Below are 14,299 nucleotides of genomic sequence, written 5' to 3'. Positions count from 1 at the left end.
CGAAGTGAATTCTGCATCAAAGGGGGTGTAATCACGAGAAGAGGAGCGCTGTTTTTTATTTTCATGGGAATTCTTTCTATACTCTTTGCGCAGGAGGATGTTACTGTGAACGGTGTAACTCTTATTACAAAAGTCTTTCCGGAAGGTGAAAAAGCCTGTGCGGTCGTCATCGAATATCCCGTTGAGATCGATGGTCAGAAACTCTCACCGGATCAGTTCTCGGTGAAAGTGAAAACTAGCGATACCTACTCTTCAAGAACGATTACAAAGGTTTACGCAAACGACAATGGAGATCCCTCTTTCAGCATTTTCAACAACCGTGGGAAGTATGTTGTTCTGGAACTCTCCCCCGAAGATTTCCACTCAAATACTATTGTCTTCGGCCCCAGCTTTCTCAACACCCGTATGGAGCTGGACTACATCGTCTCACAGCTCGTTCCCATTTTTGATGTGAACGGAAACAAAGTAGAACCCTTTACATCGAAGCAGACAGATGAGAAACATCTCATCATCGATGATTTCCTTGCATTCACTTTCAAAGATCCGGAAACAGGTGTTGAGATACCCTACAGATTGTTCGTCCCGAAAGATGTGAATCCTGACAGAAAATACCCGTTAGTTGTCTTCCTGCACGGAGCGGGAGAAAGGGGAACAGACAACTATCTACAGGTCGCCGGAAACCGTGGAGCGGTTGTCTGGGCTCAGCCGAGATACCAGGTGGTTCATCCGTGTTTCGTTCTCGCACCGCAGTGCCCACCAAACAGCAGTTGGTCCACTCTCTTCACAGATAGGGAAAATCCTTTCAATCCAGAAAAGCCCCTTCTTGCGGTGATAAAGATCATTAGGAAACTTCTTGACGAATACAACATAGATGAAAAGCGTGTTTATATCACTGGGCTTTCGATGGGAGGCTACGGCACCTGGAGTGCCATCATGAACTTTCCTGAACTCTTCGCAGCCGCAATACCGATATGCGGTGGAGGAGATGTCAGCAAAGTCGAGAGGATAAAGGACATACCCATCTGGGTCTTCCACGCAGAAGACGACCCCGTTGTCCCGGTGGAGAACTCGCGCGTTCTTGTGAAAAAATTGGCGGAGATTGGAGGAAAAGTCAGATACACTGAATACGAAAAAGGATTCATGGAGAAACACGGCTGGGATCCACATGGATCATGGATACCTGCTTACGAAAGTCAGGAAGTCATAGAGTGGCTGTTTGAACAAAGTAGATAGTTGTGGTAGAATTTAATTGAAAAATCATACACCTCAAGAGAGCCCAGCTGGGCTCTCTTTTTAATTCTCAAAAAGGAGGGTTTCGCATGCCAGCGAAGGTTTATTTCACGGACATGACGACCAACCCGAACATGAACATGCTTCAAAAGTTAGAACTTCTTTTGAAAAAAGTGGAGCTGGAGAAGATCATCGAAAAAGACAAGTTCGTGGCTGTAAAACTCCATTTCGGTGAATACGGGAACCTTGCGTTCATAAGACCTCAGTACGTGAAAATCATTGTAGATCAGATCAAGAAACTGGGTGGAAAACCTTTCCTCACCGACGCGAACACGCTCTACACAGGTCACAGATCGAACGCCGTTGATCACCTGGTAAATGCTTACCTGAACGGTTTTACTTACGAAGTGACGGGAGCCCCTGTGATCATTGCAGACGGTCTCAGAGGTTCCGATGAGATAAAGGTGAAAATAGATGGAAACTACGTAAAAGAAGCGAAAATAGGTGCTGCCATAGCCCTGGCAGATGCGATAGTCGCTGTGACTCACTTCAAAGGACACGAAGCGACAGGTTTTGGAGGAACAATAAAGAACGTTGGAATGGGAAGCGCATCCAGAGCGGGAAAAATGGAACAGCACTCCGAATCCAAACCGTACGTGGTTGAAGAAAAGTGTGTCGCCTGCGGTACGTGTGCAAAGTTCTGTCCGGTCGGTGCGATTACTGTCACAAAAGTGGCAAAAATCGATTACGAAAAGTGTATCGGCTGCGGACAGTGTATCGCCATGTGTTCCTACGGTGCCATGTCCCCAAAATGGGACAGTTCGACTGACTCTCTGAGCAAAAAAATGGCCGAATACGCAAAAGCGGTTCTCAAGGGCAAGAAAGCGGTCTTCATCTCATTCATCATGAACATCTCTCCGGACTGCGATTGCTGGAACATGAACAAACCTCCCGTGGCTCCCGACATAGGAATCGCAGTCAGTACAGATCCGGTCGCCCTGGATCAGGCCTGTATCGATCTTGTCCTTCAAAAAACGGGTAAAGACCCATTCCTTGAGGTTCATCCAGATGTAACCTGGAAGACACAGCTCGAATACGCTGAAGAGATCGGTCTTGGAACGAGAAAATACGAACTTGTGAAGGTGGCTTGTGATTTGAAATGAAAAGTGATTTAATAGAGGTGGAAAACTTTATGAGGAGGTCTTATTGTGAGAAAACTTGCTTTGATCAGTTTGGTTCTTTTAGCGGTCCTTGGAATGCCCCAGGAATGGGTTTCACGATCCTTCGGTCCCATCAGCTGGCAGCAACCGTCGGACTGGCAGGAAACACCTCCACTGGCTTTCAATTCGACCGGAGTTTTCAAGGGAATGGGTGATGGCCAGACGCTCAATCAGGGAGTTGGTGTGTTCTTCATCTACGACACAGGTGTCGAAGTAGCACTCGTTTATGGACTATCCCAAGATGCCTCTCTCGTCGATCAGGGTGAGACAGAGTGGAAAGGATTCAAGGGAAGATACTACAAGTTTGAGGGAAACGACCTTTCTTTCAATGTTCAGACCTTTCCACTCGGAATGAGAGATCTCGCTTTCTGGAGTTTTGTAGTTGGAGAACCCGCAGACGAGGATTTAAAAACTCTGGAGAAGATTCTCTCAAGCATCGACTTGAACGATCGATTCAGATTCAGCAGATGGAGCTCGCAGGATGGAACACTGGAGATATACCAGAACGGTAACCACATCGAAGGAACTTTTGGAGAGAAAACCTTGGAAGGAATAGTGATCGAAAACAGTATTTTTGGATGGTGGAAAAAATCAGACTCAACCGGAAACATGGGACCATCTCAGTTCTGGGATGGTGCCTTCAACGGAAAGTTCGTAGAAGGGAAACTGCAACTGCTGTTCTCCAACTTGGAAGATCCGTTTCACTCACTGGAAGGAACCACTGTGACCTTTGAAAACGTTTCTGGAAAATTCGAAAGTTCCGCAGCAGAAGAAGTTTTCGTCACAGAATCTCTTCTTTGCAGAAGTGTCTACGAAAACGCGCCTTTCGCCACAGACACCGCGTTCACACTTTTTGACGAACGAATCGTCATGTGGAGCACGACAAAGCCATTTGAAAACTCCCATATATTCAAATGGGAATGGTACGATCCAGATGGAAATCTTAGAGAAAACGTCTATTACATCGTTGCCACAACGATAGAAACAGGTTACGATTATTACGACAGCGTGTGGGGCTGGATGACAACCGACAGATTCAGAGAAGATGCGTTCGGTGACTGGAAAGTAGTGGTTTACGCGGACGGAAAGAAACTGGATGAAAGCTCCTTTACACTGGTTCGAGAACCCAAAATGAAAACCATCGAGACAGAAACCTTCAAATTGAACGTTCCTGCTTACACATATTATCAGCTTTCTGAAGGAATCCACTACTTCATTTTTGATATCGCTGATTTGATCTTCGCAGAAGCACATTACGAAACAGAACCACTCAACGGTGAGGTTTACAGAACTTCGAACTATGAGGTTAACTTCGTAGAAACATCCATGCCGGATTATCAGACTGGACAGAATTTCACTTACTGGGTCTTTCAATTTCCAGAGAAAAATGGTCAGTACCTCTACATGAGCTTCTACGCTCCAGAAGAAGACTTCAAGAGACTGGAAGGTCTGTTTGAAAAGATTTTAAACAGCGTTGAGTTAAAATGAAAATCCTGATCACCGGAAGGCCGGGTGTTGGGAAAACCACTTTAATCAAGAAACTATCATGCCTCCTGCAGAACGCAGGGGGCTTTTACACTGAAGAGATAAGAGAGAGCGGAAAAAGAATAGGTTTCAAGATCGTCACCCTGGATGGTGAGGAGGGAATCTTGGCAAGAACAGATCTTCCTTTTCCATACAGAGTCGGTAAATACTACGTGAATCTAAAAGACCTGGAAGAGATCGGTGTAAGATCGCTCGAAGGAGCCCTTCGGGAGAAAAACCTGATCATCGTAGACGAGATAGGAAAGATGGAACTCCTATCCAGTAAATTCCGGGAGGTAGTCGAAAAAATCTTCGATAGCGAGAAAGATGTGATCGCCACGATTAAAAAATCCAGTGACCCGTTTGTAGAAAGAATTAAAAGCAGAGATGGTGTTGTTGTCTTTGAACTGAACGAGAAAAACCGTGATTCCTTGTTGAAAGAGATCCTGTATGTTTTAAAATTCAATCGAGGTGAAAACAATGATACAGGTGCTGATTAATTTATTGGGTACGATACCTTCGTTGGGAAGACACTCTTTTCAGGTTGCTTTTCTCTCAGCTCAGATCGCCGAAAAAATGAATCTTGATTCCTCCTACGCATTTCTGGCTGGATTGATCCACGATCTGGGATTGATCCTGCCCTATGAAGGAAAAACGCTCTTGGATGAAATAGACGACACCTTCGTTATTGTACGGGACACCCCGAGCAAACCTCTTCATCTCCACAGCATTCTTGGAAGCTTCATCACCGATTACGTCGAGAAACTGAAGCCCATATCCCCCATCGTTTTGAAACATCATTTCCCCGCCTCGTACCTGGACAAAACAGAAGAGAATCTGATCTCCAACATCGTCTTCATCTCGGACCAGGTTTCAAGATACACAATGGTAAATTTGGATGCTTCACCCAGAGACATTATTATCGCTCTCGAAGATATGAAAAGCTTTTTCTTCCCGGAGATATTTGAAGCTTGCAAAGAGGTCTTGACCACGGAATTCGTCCAGTGGCAGCTTGAGAACATTCTTGAGGGGTCCAGTGCTACAGATCTGCTACAAGATTACATAAGAAACTGTCCAGACTGTGGTAAAAAAGACTTGATTCAAGCTGGAAAAGTCGTGTCGTTCATCGTCGATACCAAAAGTGAATTCACTACCAGCCACACCTGGAGAGTCGCTGTTTTTTCAGAGAAAATGGCAGAAAAGGCTGGTAAAAACAGCGAAGATCTCTTTATCGCTGGACTGTACCACGACATTGGAAAGATCAGTGTGAGTTACAAAATTCTCGAAAAACCAGCAAAACTCAGCGATGAAGAATACGCTATTATGAAAAAACATGTCTATTTCTCATATCTTATTCTTCTTCCCAAAAAAGACGAGGGCTGGTTTTTCCCTGCGGTGAGACACCATGAAAGACTCGACGGTTCCGGCTATCCCTTTAAACTGAAAGAGGAAGAAATGACCCTTGAAGACAAAATAATCCAGGTTGCCGATGTGTTCAGCGCACTTTTAGAAGAAAGGCCCTACAGACCCGCGACCCCCGTGAAAAAAGCTTTGGACATGGTATACGAAGAAGTGAAGAAAAAAAAGTTATCTCAAGAAGCCTTCGAGCTACTTGAATCATCTCTGAAAGATCTTGATCTCAGCAGCATCGAGGTGGGAAGAGAGATTAGAAAAGAAATCAGAGCGTTTGTGGAGAGAGTGGTCGAAAAATTCGGAAACTATGTTCTTTAGAGGTGAGAATATGATCCTGGTGAAGAAATTTTCTTTCGAGGCCGCACACAACCTGACTAAATACCACGGAAAATGTGAAAAGCTCCACGGTCACACCTACAGACTCGTTGTTAAGATAGAAGGTCCTCTGAACGAAGAAGAGATGGTCATGGATTTTGCCGAGCTGAAAAAAATCGTCGAAGAGCTGGTTATTTCTAAACTCGATCACTCGTATCTCAACGACATGTTCGACCAGCCCACCACGGAAAGAGTAGCGATATGGATATGGGATCAGCTCTCAAAAGAGATGGAAAAACGCGGTGTCAGGCTCCACGAGATAGAACTGTGGGAGACAGAAACGAGCGGTGTTGTGTACAGGGGTGAGAAGGTTTGAAGGATGTTCAGAACGAAAAAGACCCAAGGATGGTCCCTCTAAAAAAGGTGGGAATAAAAGATCTGCACTGGCCTCTCAAGGTGATTCTCAAGGAAGATGGATACCAGTCCACCGTTGCTCAGATTAGCTGTTCAGTGGATCTTCACCGTGAAAAAAGAGGAATACACATGAGCAGATTCATAGAAGTTCTAAACAAACTGGAAGTGATAACTCCTCAAATCTTCGAAGAGATTCTGGATGATCTCATAGAAATCATGGAAGCAAAGAGGGCACACCTGGAGATCCACTTTCCTTACTTCACATGGAAAGAGTCTCCTGTTTCCAGAAAGAAATCGCCGTTGAAAGTGGACTGCTTCGTTGAAGCAGAAAAGGAGAAGAATTTTTCTTTCAAAATTGGGGTCAGAACACCTGTCCACACACTCTGCCCGTGTTCAAAAGAGATCAGCGATTACGGTGCTCACAACCAGAGGGCTTTCGTTGAAATAACGGTGAAAACCAGAAAGTTCATCTGGTTCGAAGATCTGGTAGAAATAGCGGAGAAAAACGCAAGCTCTCCTCTTTACACCCTGCTGAAGAGGCCGGACGAAAAGTTCGTCACGGAAAAGGCTTATGAGAATCCCCGATTCGTAGAGGATGTGGCAAGAGACGTGGCACTGAAACTGGAGAAAGATCCAAGGATCACCTGGTACAGAGTCTACGTGGAAAGTATGGAAAGCATACACAACCACAACGCGTTCGCCTGTGTAGAAAAAGGAGATTTCGTTCTGGAGGGATGAAACGTGGTTTACACAACTCCATGGAACAGAAAGATCGAGTTTGGAAGAACGATGGTTATGGGAATAATAAACGTCACACCGGACTCCTTCTTCGCTGATTCCAGAAAACAGAGCGTACTCGAAGCGGTGGAAACCGCAAAGAAGATGATAGAAGAAGGTGTTGACATAATAGACGTGGGGGGAATGTCCACCCGCCCCGGATCAGATCCCGTCGACGAGGAAGAAGAATTGAACAGAGTGATTCCCGTGATAAGAGCGATCAGATCGATAACCGACGTTCCGATTTCCGTAGATACGTACAGGTGGAGAGTGGCTTTGAAAGCTCTCGAAGCCGGAGCGGACGTTGTAAACGATATCAGCGGGTATCAATTCGAACCGGATATCGTCAAAGTAGTTTCTGAAAACAACTCCCCTTACGTTCTCATGCACATAAAGGGAACACCGAAGACGATGCAGGAAAATCCTCATTACGAGGATGTGGTGAAGGAGATAAAAGAGTACTTCTCAGAAAAAATAGAGCATTTAAAAGAAAAAGGTGTGAACCAGATCGTTCTGGACCCGGGTATCGGGTTTGGAAAAAGATACGAAGACAACCTCGAAATTCTTCGAAGGATCGACGAGTTCAAAGAGTTCAAACTGCCCATCCTCATAGGTGCTTCAAGAAAATCTTTCATAGGAATCACCTTGGGAAACGTGCCCCCCGAAGAAAGACTTGAAGGTACTCTTGCGGTCACCGCGTACTGCACGATGAAAGGAGTAGATATAATTCGGGTACACGATGTCCTCCCTAACAAGAGGGTGATAAGAATGATGGAGGCGATACTCTGGCAAAGGTTGTAATAGCGCTTGGAAGCAACCTCGGTGACAGGCAGAGAAACATAGAAAAAGCCCTTGAGGAAATGAACAAGAGAAATATAAAGGTGGAAAAAGTCTCCTCCGTAATAGAAACAGAACCATACGGCTACGAAGATCAACCGAGGTTCCTGAACGCGGTTTGTATCGCACAAACACCGCTTTCTCCTCACGAACTGCTGAATACACTTCTTCAAATAGAGAGAAACATGGGAAGAGTGAGAACGATACGGTGGGGACCCAGGATCATCGATCTCGACATCGTATTCTATGAAGATCTTGTTCTCAGCGAAGAAGACCTCATAATACCCCATCCCGATGCGCACAACAGAACGTTTGTCCTGGAACCACTGTGCGAGATAGCTCCAGATTTAATCCATCCTGTGATGGGAAAGACAGTGAGAGAACTACTGGAAGATCTCAGACGACGAAGATAGATCTCGGCAGAGTAGTGAGTATTTCACAGCCTTGCTCTTTCAAGACCACGTCTTCTTCTATCCTTATACCGAACTTTCCCTCCAGATAAATTCCGGGTTCTACGGTGAAAACAACGTTTTCTGGAAGTGGAGAATCGTTTCTGAAGCTGATGGCTGGTCCTTCGTGTACTTCGAGGCCTATCCCGTGTCCCAAACTGTGTCCGAAGAACTCACCGTAACCTTTCTCCTGTATAAAATCCCTGGCAACCGAATCGAGTAGTTTTCCCGTCACACCTGCCTTTGCAATTTTGAGAGCCCTTTCCTGTGCTTCGAGAACTATACTGTGAACTTCCTTTACTTCGTCGGATGGTTCTCCTATGGAAACAACACGGGTGATATCAGCACAGTAATTCTCATATGTGGCCCCGAAGTCTATCACAATTACGTCCCCTCTCTCAACTACTTTGTCTGAGGCTTTACCGTGTGGAAGTGCGGATCTACAGCCTGAAGCCACTATGGTGTCAAAAGCTACACCCTCCGCTCCTTCTTTTCTCATCGTGTATTCGAGAAGGGCGGCGATCTCTTTTTCTGTCATTCCAGCTCTGATCTGCTGTACCGTTTCGAGGAAGGCTCTTTCAGAGATCTCTATTGCCTGTTTTATCTTCTCGATTTCTCCTTCGTCTTTCACCATCCTCATCTGCTTGACTTCATCATCTATTCCTATGAACTTTCTATCTCCAAAGGCACTCGAAATCCTCCGGAAAAGTGAAAGAGAAACCCTTTCTTCTTCCAAAGCAATCGTTTTTATTTTCAGATCATTCACCGTTTTTTTGAGAACATCAATGAAATCCCCACCTTTTACTTCCCTCACCTCGAAATCCGTTTCCTGCTTGGCTTGAACTGTGTATCTGGAGTCGGTTATGAGAAGCCTTGTGTTTTCGGAGATGAGAATGATAGAAAAAGATCCGGTGAATCCGGAAAAGTAAACTGAAGATGCCCTGGCAGAGTTTTCTATGTTCATTATCAGAAAAGCGTCTGCTTCTTTTTCGGAGATGAGTTGAATCAATCTTTCTGATCTGTCCATTGTTTTCCCTCCCTACGCATTTTCGAACTGTATCTTGTAAAGGTTGTAGTAAAATCCTCTCTTCTCTAACAGTTCATAGTGATTGCCTTTCTCTACAATCCTACCATTGTGGACTACCACTATCTCATCGACGTCTTTCACAGTAGAGAGTCTGTGTGCGATCATTATCACTGTCCTGTCTTTTGAAAGCTCTTCTAAAGCCTCCTGAATCTTCGTCTCTGTTATAACATCCACGTTGCTCGTCGCTTCATCAAGAATGAAGATCTTCGCGTCAAACAAAACGGCTCTTGCGAGCGCTATGAGTTGCCTTTCGCCTGCTGAGAGAGTGGTTCCTCTTTCGACTATTTCGTAGTAAACACCTCCGGGTAACCTCTCTATTATATCCAGAGCATGGACTCTTTTCAGTGCTTCGAGAACTCGTTCTTCTGGTATGCTCTCATCGAAAAGCCTGATGTTATCGAGGATCGTTCCGCTGAACAACAGAACATCCTGCGGGACAGCTGCTATCTGTTTTCTCACGAGTTTTAAATTGTACTCCAGAAGCGGAATCTCATCGATGAATATATTTCCCTTCTGCGGTATATAAAGACCGTTTATCAGGCTCATGAGAGTGGATTTCCCACCACCTGTTTCTCCCACTATCGCGTACAGTTTCCCTGGTTGAAAATCCAAGTTTATGTCCTTCAGCACCCAGTTCTTTCCGTCGTACGAAAACCACACGTTCTCAAAACGAACACGACCTTTTGAAATCTTATTCGGTCCATTTGGATTTCCTATGACCTCTGGTTCTTCTTTTAAGAGGTTCAAAATTTTCTCGGAGGATGCCATGGAGTTCTGGATTATATCGTACTTCTCAGAAAGGTCTCTGAGAGGCCTGAAGAACATATCGAGGTAAGATACAAAAGCGTACAGAGAACCGAATCCAAGGGTTTTATTCGCGATATACCTGGCACCGTACCACAAAACAAGACTCACTCCCAGAAAGTAAAGAAAATCCATGAGAGGACGAAAGACTCCGAAAACGTAGAGTTGTTCCATCAGAGATCTGTAATACTCTGTGGCCACTGTGGAAAACTCCTTTTCTTTGTGTTTTTCCAGATTCAAGATTTTTATCACGTTGATACCTGCTATGTGCTCTGCCAGGAAGGCGTTGAGGCGGGCGAGGTTGGTTCTGACCTTGCGATAAGCCCTCCTGTCGAAGTATCTGAACAGGAGGATCGAAATGACGATCAAAGGCAAAAGGTAATAGACGTGGCCAAAAAGCTCTCGACTGAGCTGAATGAGAGAAACAACGACCGCTCCCAAAAGGAGAACATCCATAATCACACTGGTCACAACAGAAGAGAAGAACTCCTGGATATTCTGTGTGTCGTTAACGATCCTGGTGGTAACTACTCCGGAAGGTATTCCTGTGAAAAAAGAATACGGAAGTGAAATGACATGGGAAAACACGTCTTTTCTCATCAGAAGGACTATCTTTGAGCCTGCATACCCTGTTACATAAGAACTCGCAAACCCCACCAGAAAGGAAAGGACGCGAATTCCTAAAATTATAAAGGCCGTTATTACAATGCCGTTCAAACGCTCAAACGAAGATAAAGTACTTTCCACAAGAAACTTATCTATCGCCGTTTTCATCAAACGGGGTGGGAGGACTTCCAGCACTGTGAGAATCAGAGATAGCACAGTTCCTGCAAGAAAAAGATACCAGTATTTTTTAGCGTACCTTAGCAGAAACTTCTCCGGACTCAAAATCACCACCTCTGCCTTGATATTTTACCACTTCTGTGTGTTATAATTGAACACGGAAAATTTCATTACAGGGAGGGAGTTTTCATGAAAAAGTTTCTTGTGATTCTTCTCGCGGTAGTGGCAGTGGGAGCTTTCGCTTTCTCGCTGGAGGATCTGAAGGTCAGCGTTTTTGGGAATTATAATTTTGTTGTTTCTGCGACATCTACAACTTCCGATGCTACGGCAGCTAATTACTTGGATTTTGGTCTCGATCTCACATATCCGGTAGCAGAAAATATGGAGCTGGGTCTTGGGCTTGGTTTTGCTTATCTTCTTGGTACTGATGCTACTCCTCTTTTCTCTGTTGATGCTACTCCGAGTCAGAACGCACTCGATCTGTTTGCTGTTTTCAAATACTCCATTGAACTCGACAGAGAATCCAGAGTTGTCATAAGGGGATTCGGTGGACCCAGCTGGCCTATGGCCAAGTTCGATTTTGGTAAATTCGGTTGGGTCTTTGGTGTTGGTGCCAGCTACACAAGAGACTTTGAAGGACTCGTAGTTGGACTCGGTGCAGGTGTTGAAATGAGAATCTACGAGAAAAACAACGTGATCGCAATCCCCGTTGGAGGAAACTTTGAGATCAACTTCTGATGAAATCCATAGAAACGAAGGGGGCATATGCCCCCTTTTTGTTTTGAGGTGATGTGGATGGACAAGGAAAAATACGTGAAAGGAATAGAAAAAGCACTTCAGAAAATAGCGGTCCGTGAGTTAAAAATCGTCGATATCTCCGAAATATGGATCGAAACGGCTCTCCCAAAAGATCTCATAATCGAAATACTCAAAGAAGGAAAGCTCAATATCCCATCCGGTATCGAGACCATAAAAGACGGGAGGGATGTCATCTGGAAAAGGTCTGGTTCCTGAACGTCTCCAACTACGAGGAAGCCAGCACAAGGCTCAGAGAACTCCTTGACAAGTACTTTTCTCACCTGTTTTCACCATCCGATAAGGTTCTTTTGACACTCCCAATCCCCTGAAGGGGATGGGATTCTTGGCAGCTCTTAGGCTGCCTTCCATGGAGCGCTAATCGCTCCATGGCCACAGAGGTGCGGGTTAAACCTCACACCTCTGGCGGGTGCCAAGCCCGCTACTACTTGGGACTTCGTCCCAAGATACCTTTTCCAAATGTTGATTGCTCCCACTCCGTCCCTGTGATACTCAAAACCGCAGCCGGCGCACTTGTAATTTCGTCCAGACGGCCTGTTTTGAGTGCCGCATACAGGACACGTTTTGCTTGTATGCGCTTCAGAAATGCGCACAACCTCGATGCCGAATATTTGCGCTTTGTATTCTATCTGGCTCATGAGCTTTCTGAAGGCCCATTGGTGCAGTTTTTGATTGAAATTATCGTTGCCGTTTGTGCGTTCTCTTATGTTCGTAATGTCTCCGACGACAATGGTGCCTATGTTCTTTTGCACGCATAAACCGATGAAGTAGCTCGTGATTTTGTGGAGCACGTCGTTGATTTGGTTTCTCGTCTTGTACAGCACCCTTCTTTTGGCTCTCGACAGTTTTTTATACCTTCGTGAGCCCTTTTGGCATCGACTCAAAGCCCGCTGAATATCTGCTAGTCTTTTGTTTCGGTATCTGAGTATGCTGTTGAGAACACCACCGTGATATGAAATCACCTCAGAACCATCGAAACAGGTTATCGGGCGGAGTATTCCGACGTCTACGGACATAACTTTCTGGCTTTGGCCTCTCTTGTGCTCACTCTTCACCTCTATCGCAAGGTGAAGATAATACCGGCCGGCTTCGTAAACCAACTTGGCTTGCCTGATTGTTGTACCGGCTGGCAACGTTGTGGGGATTACAAATGGCTCTCGATTGCGTCCCATCGAGAGCTTGACCTTCCCATCTGGCAAAAGCTTGATGGCTTGATTTTTCCAAATGAACGGCAGAAAATTTTTCCTCTTGTATGGCGGTTTTGCATGTGGATTTGTTTTGACTGCAACAAAGTAGCTATTGAGTGCCTGAAAGTACAGCTGGACCATGGCTTGTTTGGAGTGAGTGTGGATATCGATAGCGCTCGACCAGCGAAGGATGTATTTTTGCGCTGTGTTCGGTGAGAGCCAAAAACCTTTCTTGTTTTTGATCTTTTTGACCAGCGACATGGTTTTGTTGTAGATCCGAGCGGCGATCCTGTTCAGCTCGGAACACAAAGGATACAATTCCACCGGCACAGGGACTTTGTAGGTTCTGATCACATATCTTGACACTCTTCAATGTACCTCCTGATGGTTTCTTCTGAAACGGTGCCCACTGAGCCCACATAGTATGTTCTGCTCCACAATCCTTCTCTTGTTCTCAGGTGCGGGAATTTTTCGAGAAGCTTTTTTGAAGACACCCCTTTGAACAGGTTGACTATTTGTGCCGGAGCTAACCGAGGAGGCGCAGAAACAAAAAGATGCACATGATCCGGTTGGATCGATAGCGACAACACCCAATCATAACACGAACATGACCAACAAGCAAGCCTCTTACCCGTTCCCCTGAAGCGGAAGGGCTTGCGAGGCTGTTTTTCTGTCACAGGTGTTGAGGATGTTTGTGAAAGACTGGGCGTTCCATGTGTTCCTTTGGATGATCCTGTGGAAGTCAGCGGAGAAGTGTTTCAGAAGATAAAAATTTCCAGGAAGGTTCTTGAAGCAGACAAGGTGGTTAATCTTCCAAAATTGAAGACCCACTCCCAAATGGTTATGACACTCGGAGTGAAAAACACCTTCGGATGTGTGGTGGGTCTCGAAAAATCTTCCTGGCACATGAGGGCAAAGAATTACGACGATTTCGCGAATCTGTTGATAGACATTCATCGAATCGTGTCTCCAGTTCTCACGATTCTCGACGGTGTGGAGGGTATGGAAGGAAACGGACCCACAAACGGTAAAAAGAAACATTTTGGCCTTGTGGCTGTTTCGAAAAATGCTTTTGCTCTCGACGACGCTGTCTGCAAAGCTTTAGGAATAGATCATGTTGTTTACACGGTTCAGCATGCTCGAAAAAGAAGAGTAGTTCCTGATTATGAAATTGTGGGAACGTTCCACGCTTCTATACAACTTCCTTCCACCGTCTCCACCCTCGATAGACTATCCAGAACCTTTTCAAGGTTCTTTGTGAAGTATCCAAAGATCGACACCAGAAAGTGCGTGAAGTGTCGGCTCTGCGAGGAACGATGCCCCGCCTCGGCCATAGATATCTCCTCTCAGAGAATCGACTACCAGAAGTGCATAAGATGCTACGTCTGCCATGAAGTCTGCCCTCAGGATGCCATAAAGCTTGTCAGAAGACTCGTATAGACA

General features: G+C 45.3%; 16 protein-coding genes. 12 read left to right on the top strand and 4 right to left on the bottom strand.

What is annotated here, in order from left to right; genetic code table 11:
* The first annotated feature begins 105 nt into the window (after nucleotides 1–105).
* The 9 genes from TPET_RS04550 to folK all read left to right on the top strand — a co-directional run bounded on the left by TPET_RS04550 (nucleotide 106) and on the right by folK (nucleotide 8,143).
* Entirely contained in the window at nucleotides 106–1,233 is a 1,128-nt protein-coding gene (locus TPET_RS04550) for a carboxylesterase family protein (protein WP_238374322.1), read from the top strand.
* A gap of 86 nt (nucleotides 1,234–1,319) precedes the next feature.
* Entirely contained in the window at nucleotides 1,320–2,393 is a 1,074-nt protein-coding gene (locus TPET_RS04545; RefSeq protein WP_011943467.1) for a DUF362 domain-containing protein, read from the top strand.
* Between the two features lie 45 nt (nucleotides 2,394–2,438).
* Nucleotides 2,439–3,938, top strand: a complete 1,500-nt coding sequence (locus TPET_RS04540) for a hypothetical protein (protein WP_011943466.1) — start codon at nucleotides 2,439–2,441, stop codon at nucleotides 3,936–3,938.
* The gene (locus TPET_RS04535; RefSeq protein ID WP_011943465.1) at nucleotides 3,935–4,474 is read left to right on the top strand and encodes an NTPase; all 540 of its coding nucleotides are present in this window, start codon (nucleotides 3,935–3,937) and stop codon (nucleotides 4,472–4,474) included. Before TPET_RS04540 ends, TPET_RS04535 begins: the two co-directional genes overlap by 4 nt.
* The gene (locus TPET_RS04530) at nucleotides 4,455–5,705 is read left to right on the top strand and encodes an HD-GYP domain-containing protein (RefSeq protein ID WP_011943464.1); all 1,251 of its coding nucleotides are present in this window, start codon (nucleotides 4,455–4,457) and stop codon (nucleotides 5,703–5,705) included. Before TPET_RS04535 ends, TPET_RS04530 begins: the two co-directional genes overlap by 20 nt.
* A 10-nt stretch (nucleotides 5,706–5,715) precedes the next feature.
* On the top strand, nucleotides 5,716–6,078 hold the full coding sequence (queD, locus tag TPET_RS04525) for a 6-carboxytetrahydropterin synthase QueD (RefSeq protein WP_011943463.1): 363 nt from the start codon (nucleotides 5,716–5,718) through the stop codon (nucleotides 6,076–6,078).
* On the top strand, nucleotides 6,075–6,854 hold the full coding sequence (gene folE2, locus TPET_RS04520) for a GTP cyclohydrolase FolE2 (protein WP_011943462.1): 780 nt from the start codon (nucleotides 6,075–6,077) through the stop codon (nucleotides 6,852–6,854). The genes queD and folE2 overlap by 4 nt, the downstream gene beginning before the upstream one ends.
* A 3-nt stretch (nucleotides 6,855–6,857) precedes the next feature.
* Nucleotides 6,858–7,694: a dihydropteroate synthase gene (folP, locus tag TPET_RS04515; RefSeq protein WP_011943461.1), complete on the top strand. Its 837-nt coding sequence runs from the start codon at nucleotides 6,858–6,860 to the stop codon at nucleotides 7,692–7,694.
* The gene (gene folK, locus TPET_RS04510; RefSeq protein ID WP_024103756.1) at nucleotides 7,679–8,143 is read left to right on the top strand and encodes a 2-amino-4-hydroxy-6-hydroxymethyldihydropteridine diphosphokinase; all 465 of its coding nucleotides are present in this window, start codon (nucleotides 7,679–7,681) and stop codon (nucleotides 8,141–8,143) included. The genes folP and folK overlap by 16 nt, the downstream gene beginning before the upstream one ends.
* On the opposite strand, the gene TPET_RS04505 is transcribed toward folK, so the two are convergent.
* Both TPET_RS04505 and TPET_RS04500 read right to left on the bottom strand, forming a co-directional pair.
* A complete protein-coding gene (locus TPET_RS04505) occupies nucleotides 8,127–9,206 on the bottom strand; it encodes a M24 family metallopeptidase (RefSeq protein WP_011943460.1) in 1,080 nt (359 codons plus the stop codon). The genes folK and TPET_RS04505 overlap by 17 nt on opposite strands.
* Before the next feature lie 12 nt (nucleotides 9,207–9,218).
* Nucleotides 9,219–10,958 carry an ABC transporter ATP-binding protein gene (locus TPET_RS04500; RefSeq protein WP_011943459.1) on the bottom strand — a complete coding sequence of 580 codons (1,740 nt, stop codon included), beginning with the start codon at nucleotides 10,956–10,958 and terminating at the stop codon, nucleotides 9,219–9,221.
* An 84-nt stretch (nucleotides 10,959–11,042) separates the two neighbouring features.
* Between TPET_RS04500 and TPET_RS04495 the strand changes: the two genes are divergently transcribed.
* Both TPET_RS04495 and TPET_RS04490 read left to right on the top strand, forming a co-directional pair.
* Nucleotides 11,043–11,591: an outer membrane beta-barrel protein gene (locus tag TPET_RS04495; RefSeq protein ID WP_011943458.1), complete on the top strand. Its 549-nt coding sequence runs from the start codon at nucleotides 11,043–11,045 to the stop codon at nucleotides 11,589–11,591.
* A gap of 57 nt (nucleotides 11,592–11,648) precedes the next feature.
* Nucleotides 11,649–11,867: a hypothetical protein gene (locus TPET_RS04490; protein WP_004082515.1), complete on the top strand. Its 219-nt coding sequence runs from the start codon at nucleotides 11,649–11,651 to the stop codon at nucleotides 11,865–11,867.
* 137 nt (nucleotides 11,868–12,004) lie between these two features.
* On the opposite strand, the gene TPET_RS04485 is transcribed toward TPET_RS04490, so the two are convergent.
* Together TPET_RS04485 and tnpA are read right to left on the bottom strand one after the other, a co-directional pair.
* Entirely contained in the window at nucleotides 12,005–13,222 is a 1,218-nt protein-coding gene (locus TPET_RS04485) for an RNA-guided endonuclease InsQ/TnpB family protein (protein WP_011943456.1), read from the bottom strand.
* Nucleotides 13,207–13,416, bottom strand: coding sequence for an IS200/IS605 family transposase (tnpA, locus tag TPET_RS04480; RefSeq protein WP_233417792.1), 210 nt, complete (start codon nucleotides 13,414–13,416; stop codon nucleotides 13,207–13,209). Before tnpA ends, TPET_RS04485 begins: the two co-directional genes overlap by 16 nt.
* A 94-nt stretch (nucleotides 13,417–13,510) precedes the next feature.
* On the opposite strand from tnpA, the gene TPET_RS04475 reads away from it, so the two are divergent.
* Nucleotides 13,511–14,296, top strand: coding sequence for a DUF362 domain-containing protein (locus TPET_RS04475; protein WP_010865039.1), 786 nt, complete (start codon nucleotides 13,511–13,513; stop codon nucleotides 14,294–14,296).
* The last annotated feature ends 3 nt before the right edge of the window (nucleotides 14,297–14,299 follow it).

This window comes from Thermotoga petrophila RKU-1 (assembly GCF_000016785.1).
Classification (GTDB): domain Bacteria; phylum Thermotogota; class Thermotogae; order Thermotogales; family Thermotogaceae; genus Thermotoga; species Thermotoga petrophila.
Note: the sequence above shows the minus strand (reverse complement) of the source record. Positions and strands in the feature narration are given on the sequence as shown.

What these genes read in the sequence shown, in the direction of transcription:
- TPET_RS04545 (WP_011943467.1), top strand. Translation starts at nt 1,320, where the DNA reads ATGCCAGCGAAGGTTTATTTCACGGACATGACGACCAACCCGAACATG.
- TPET_RS04535 (WP_011943465.1), top strand. Translation starts at nt 3,935, where the DNA reads ATGAAAATCCTGATCACCGGAAGGCCGGGTGTTGGGAAAACCACTTTA.
- TPET_RS04530 (WP_011943464.1), top strand. Translation starts at nt 4,455, where the DNA reads ATGATACAGGTGCTGATTAATTTATTGGGTACGATACCTTCGTTGGGA.
- queD (WP_011943463.1), top strand. Translation starts at nt 5,716, where the DNA reads ATGATCCTGGTGAAGAAATTTTCTTTCGAGGCCGCACACAACCTGACT.
- TPET_RS04505 (WP_011943460.1), bottom strand. Translation starts at nt 9,206, where the DNA reads ATGGACAGATCAGAAAGATTGATTCAACTCATCTCCGAAAAAGAAGCA.
- TPET_RS04495 (WP_011943458.1), top strand. Translation starts at nt 11,043, where the DNA reads ATGAAAAAGTTTCTTGTGATTCTTCTCGCGGTAGTGGCAGTGGGAGCT.
- TPET_RS04490 (WP_004082515.1), top strand. Translation starts at nt 11,649, where the DNA reads ATGGACAAGGAAAAATACGTGAAAGGAATAGAAAAAGCACTTCAGAAA.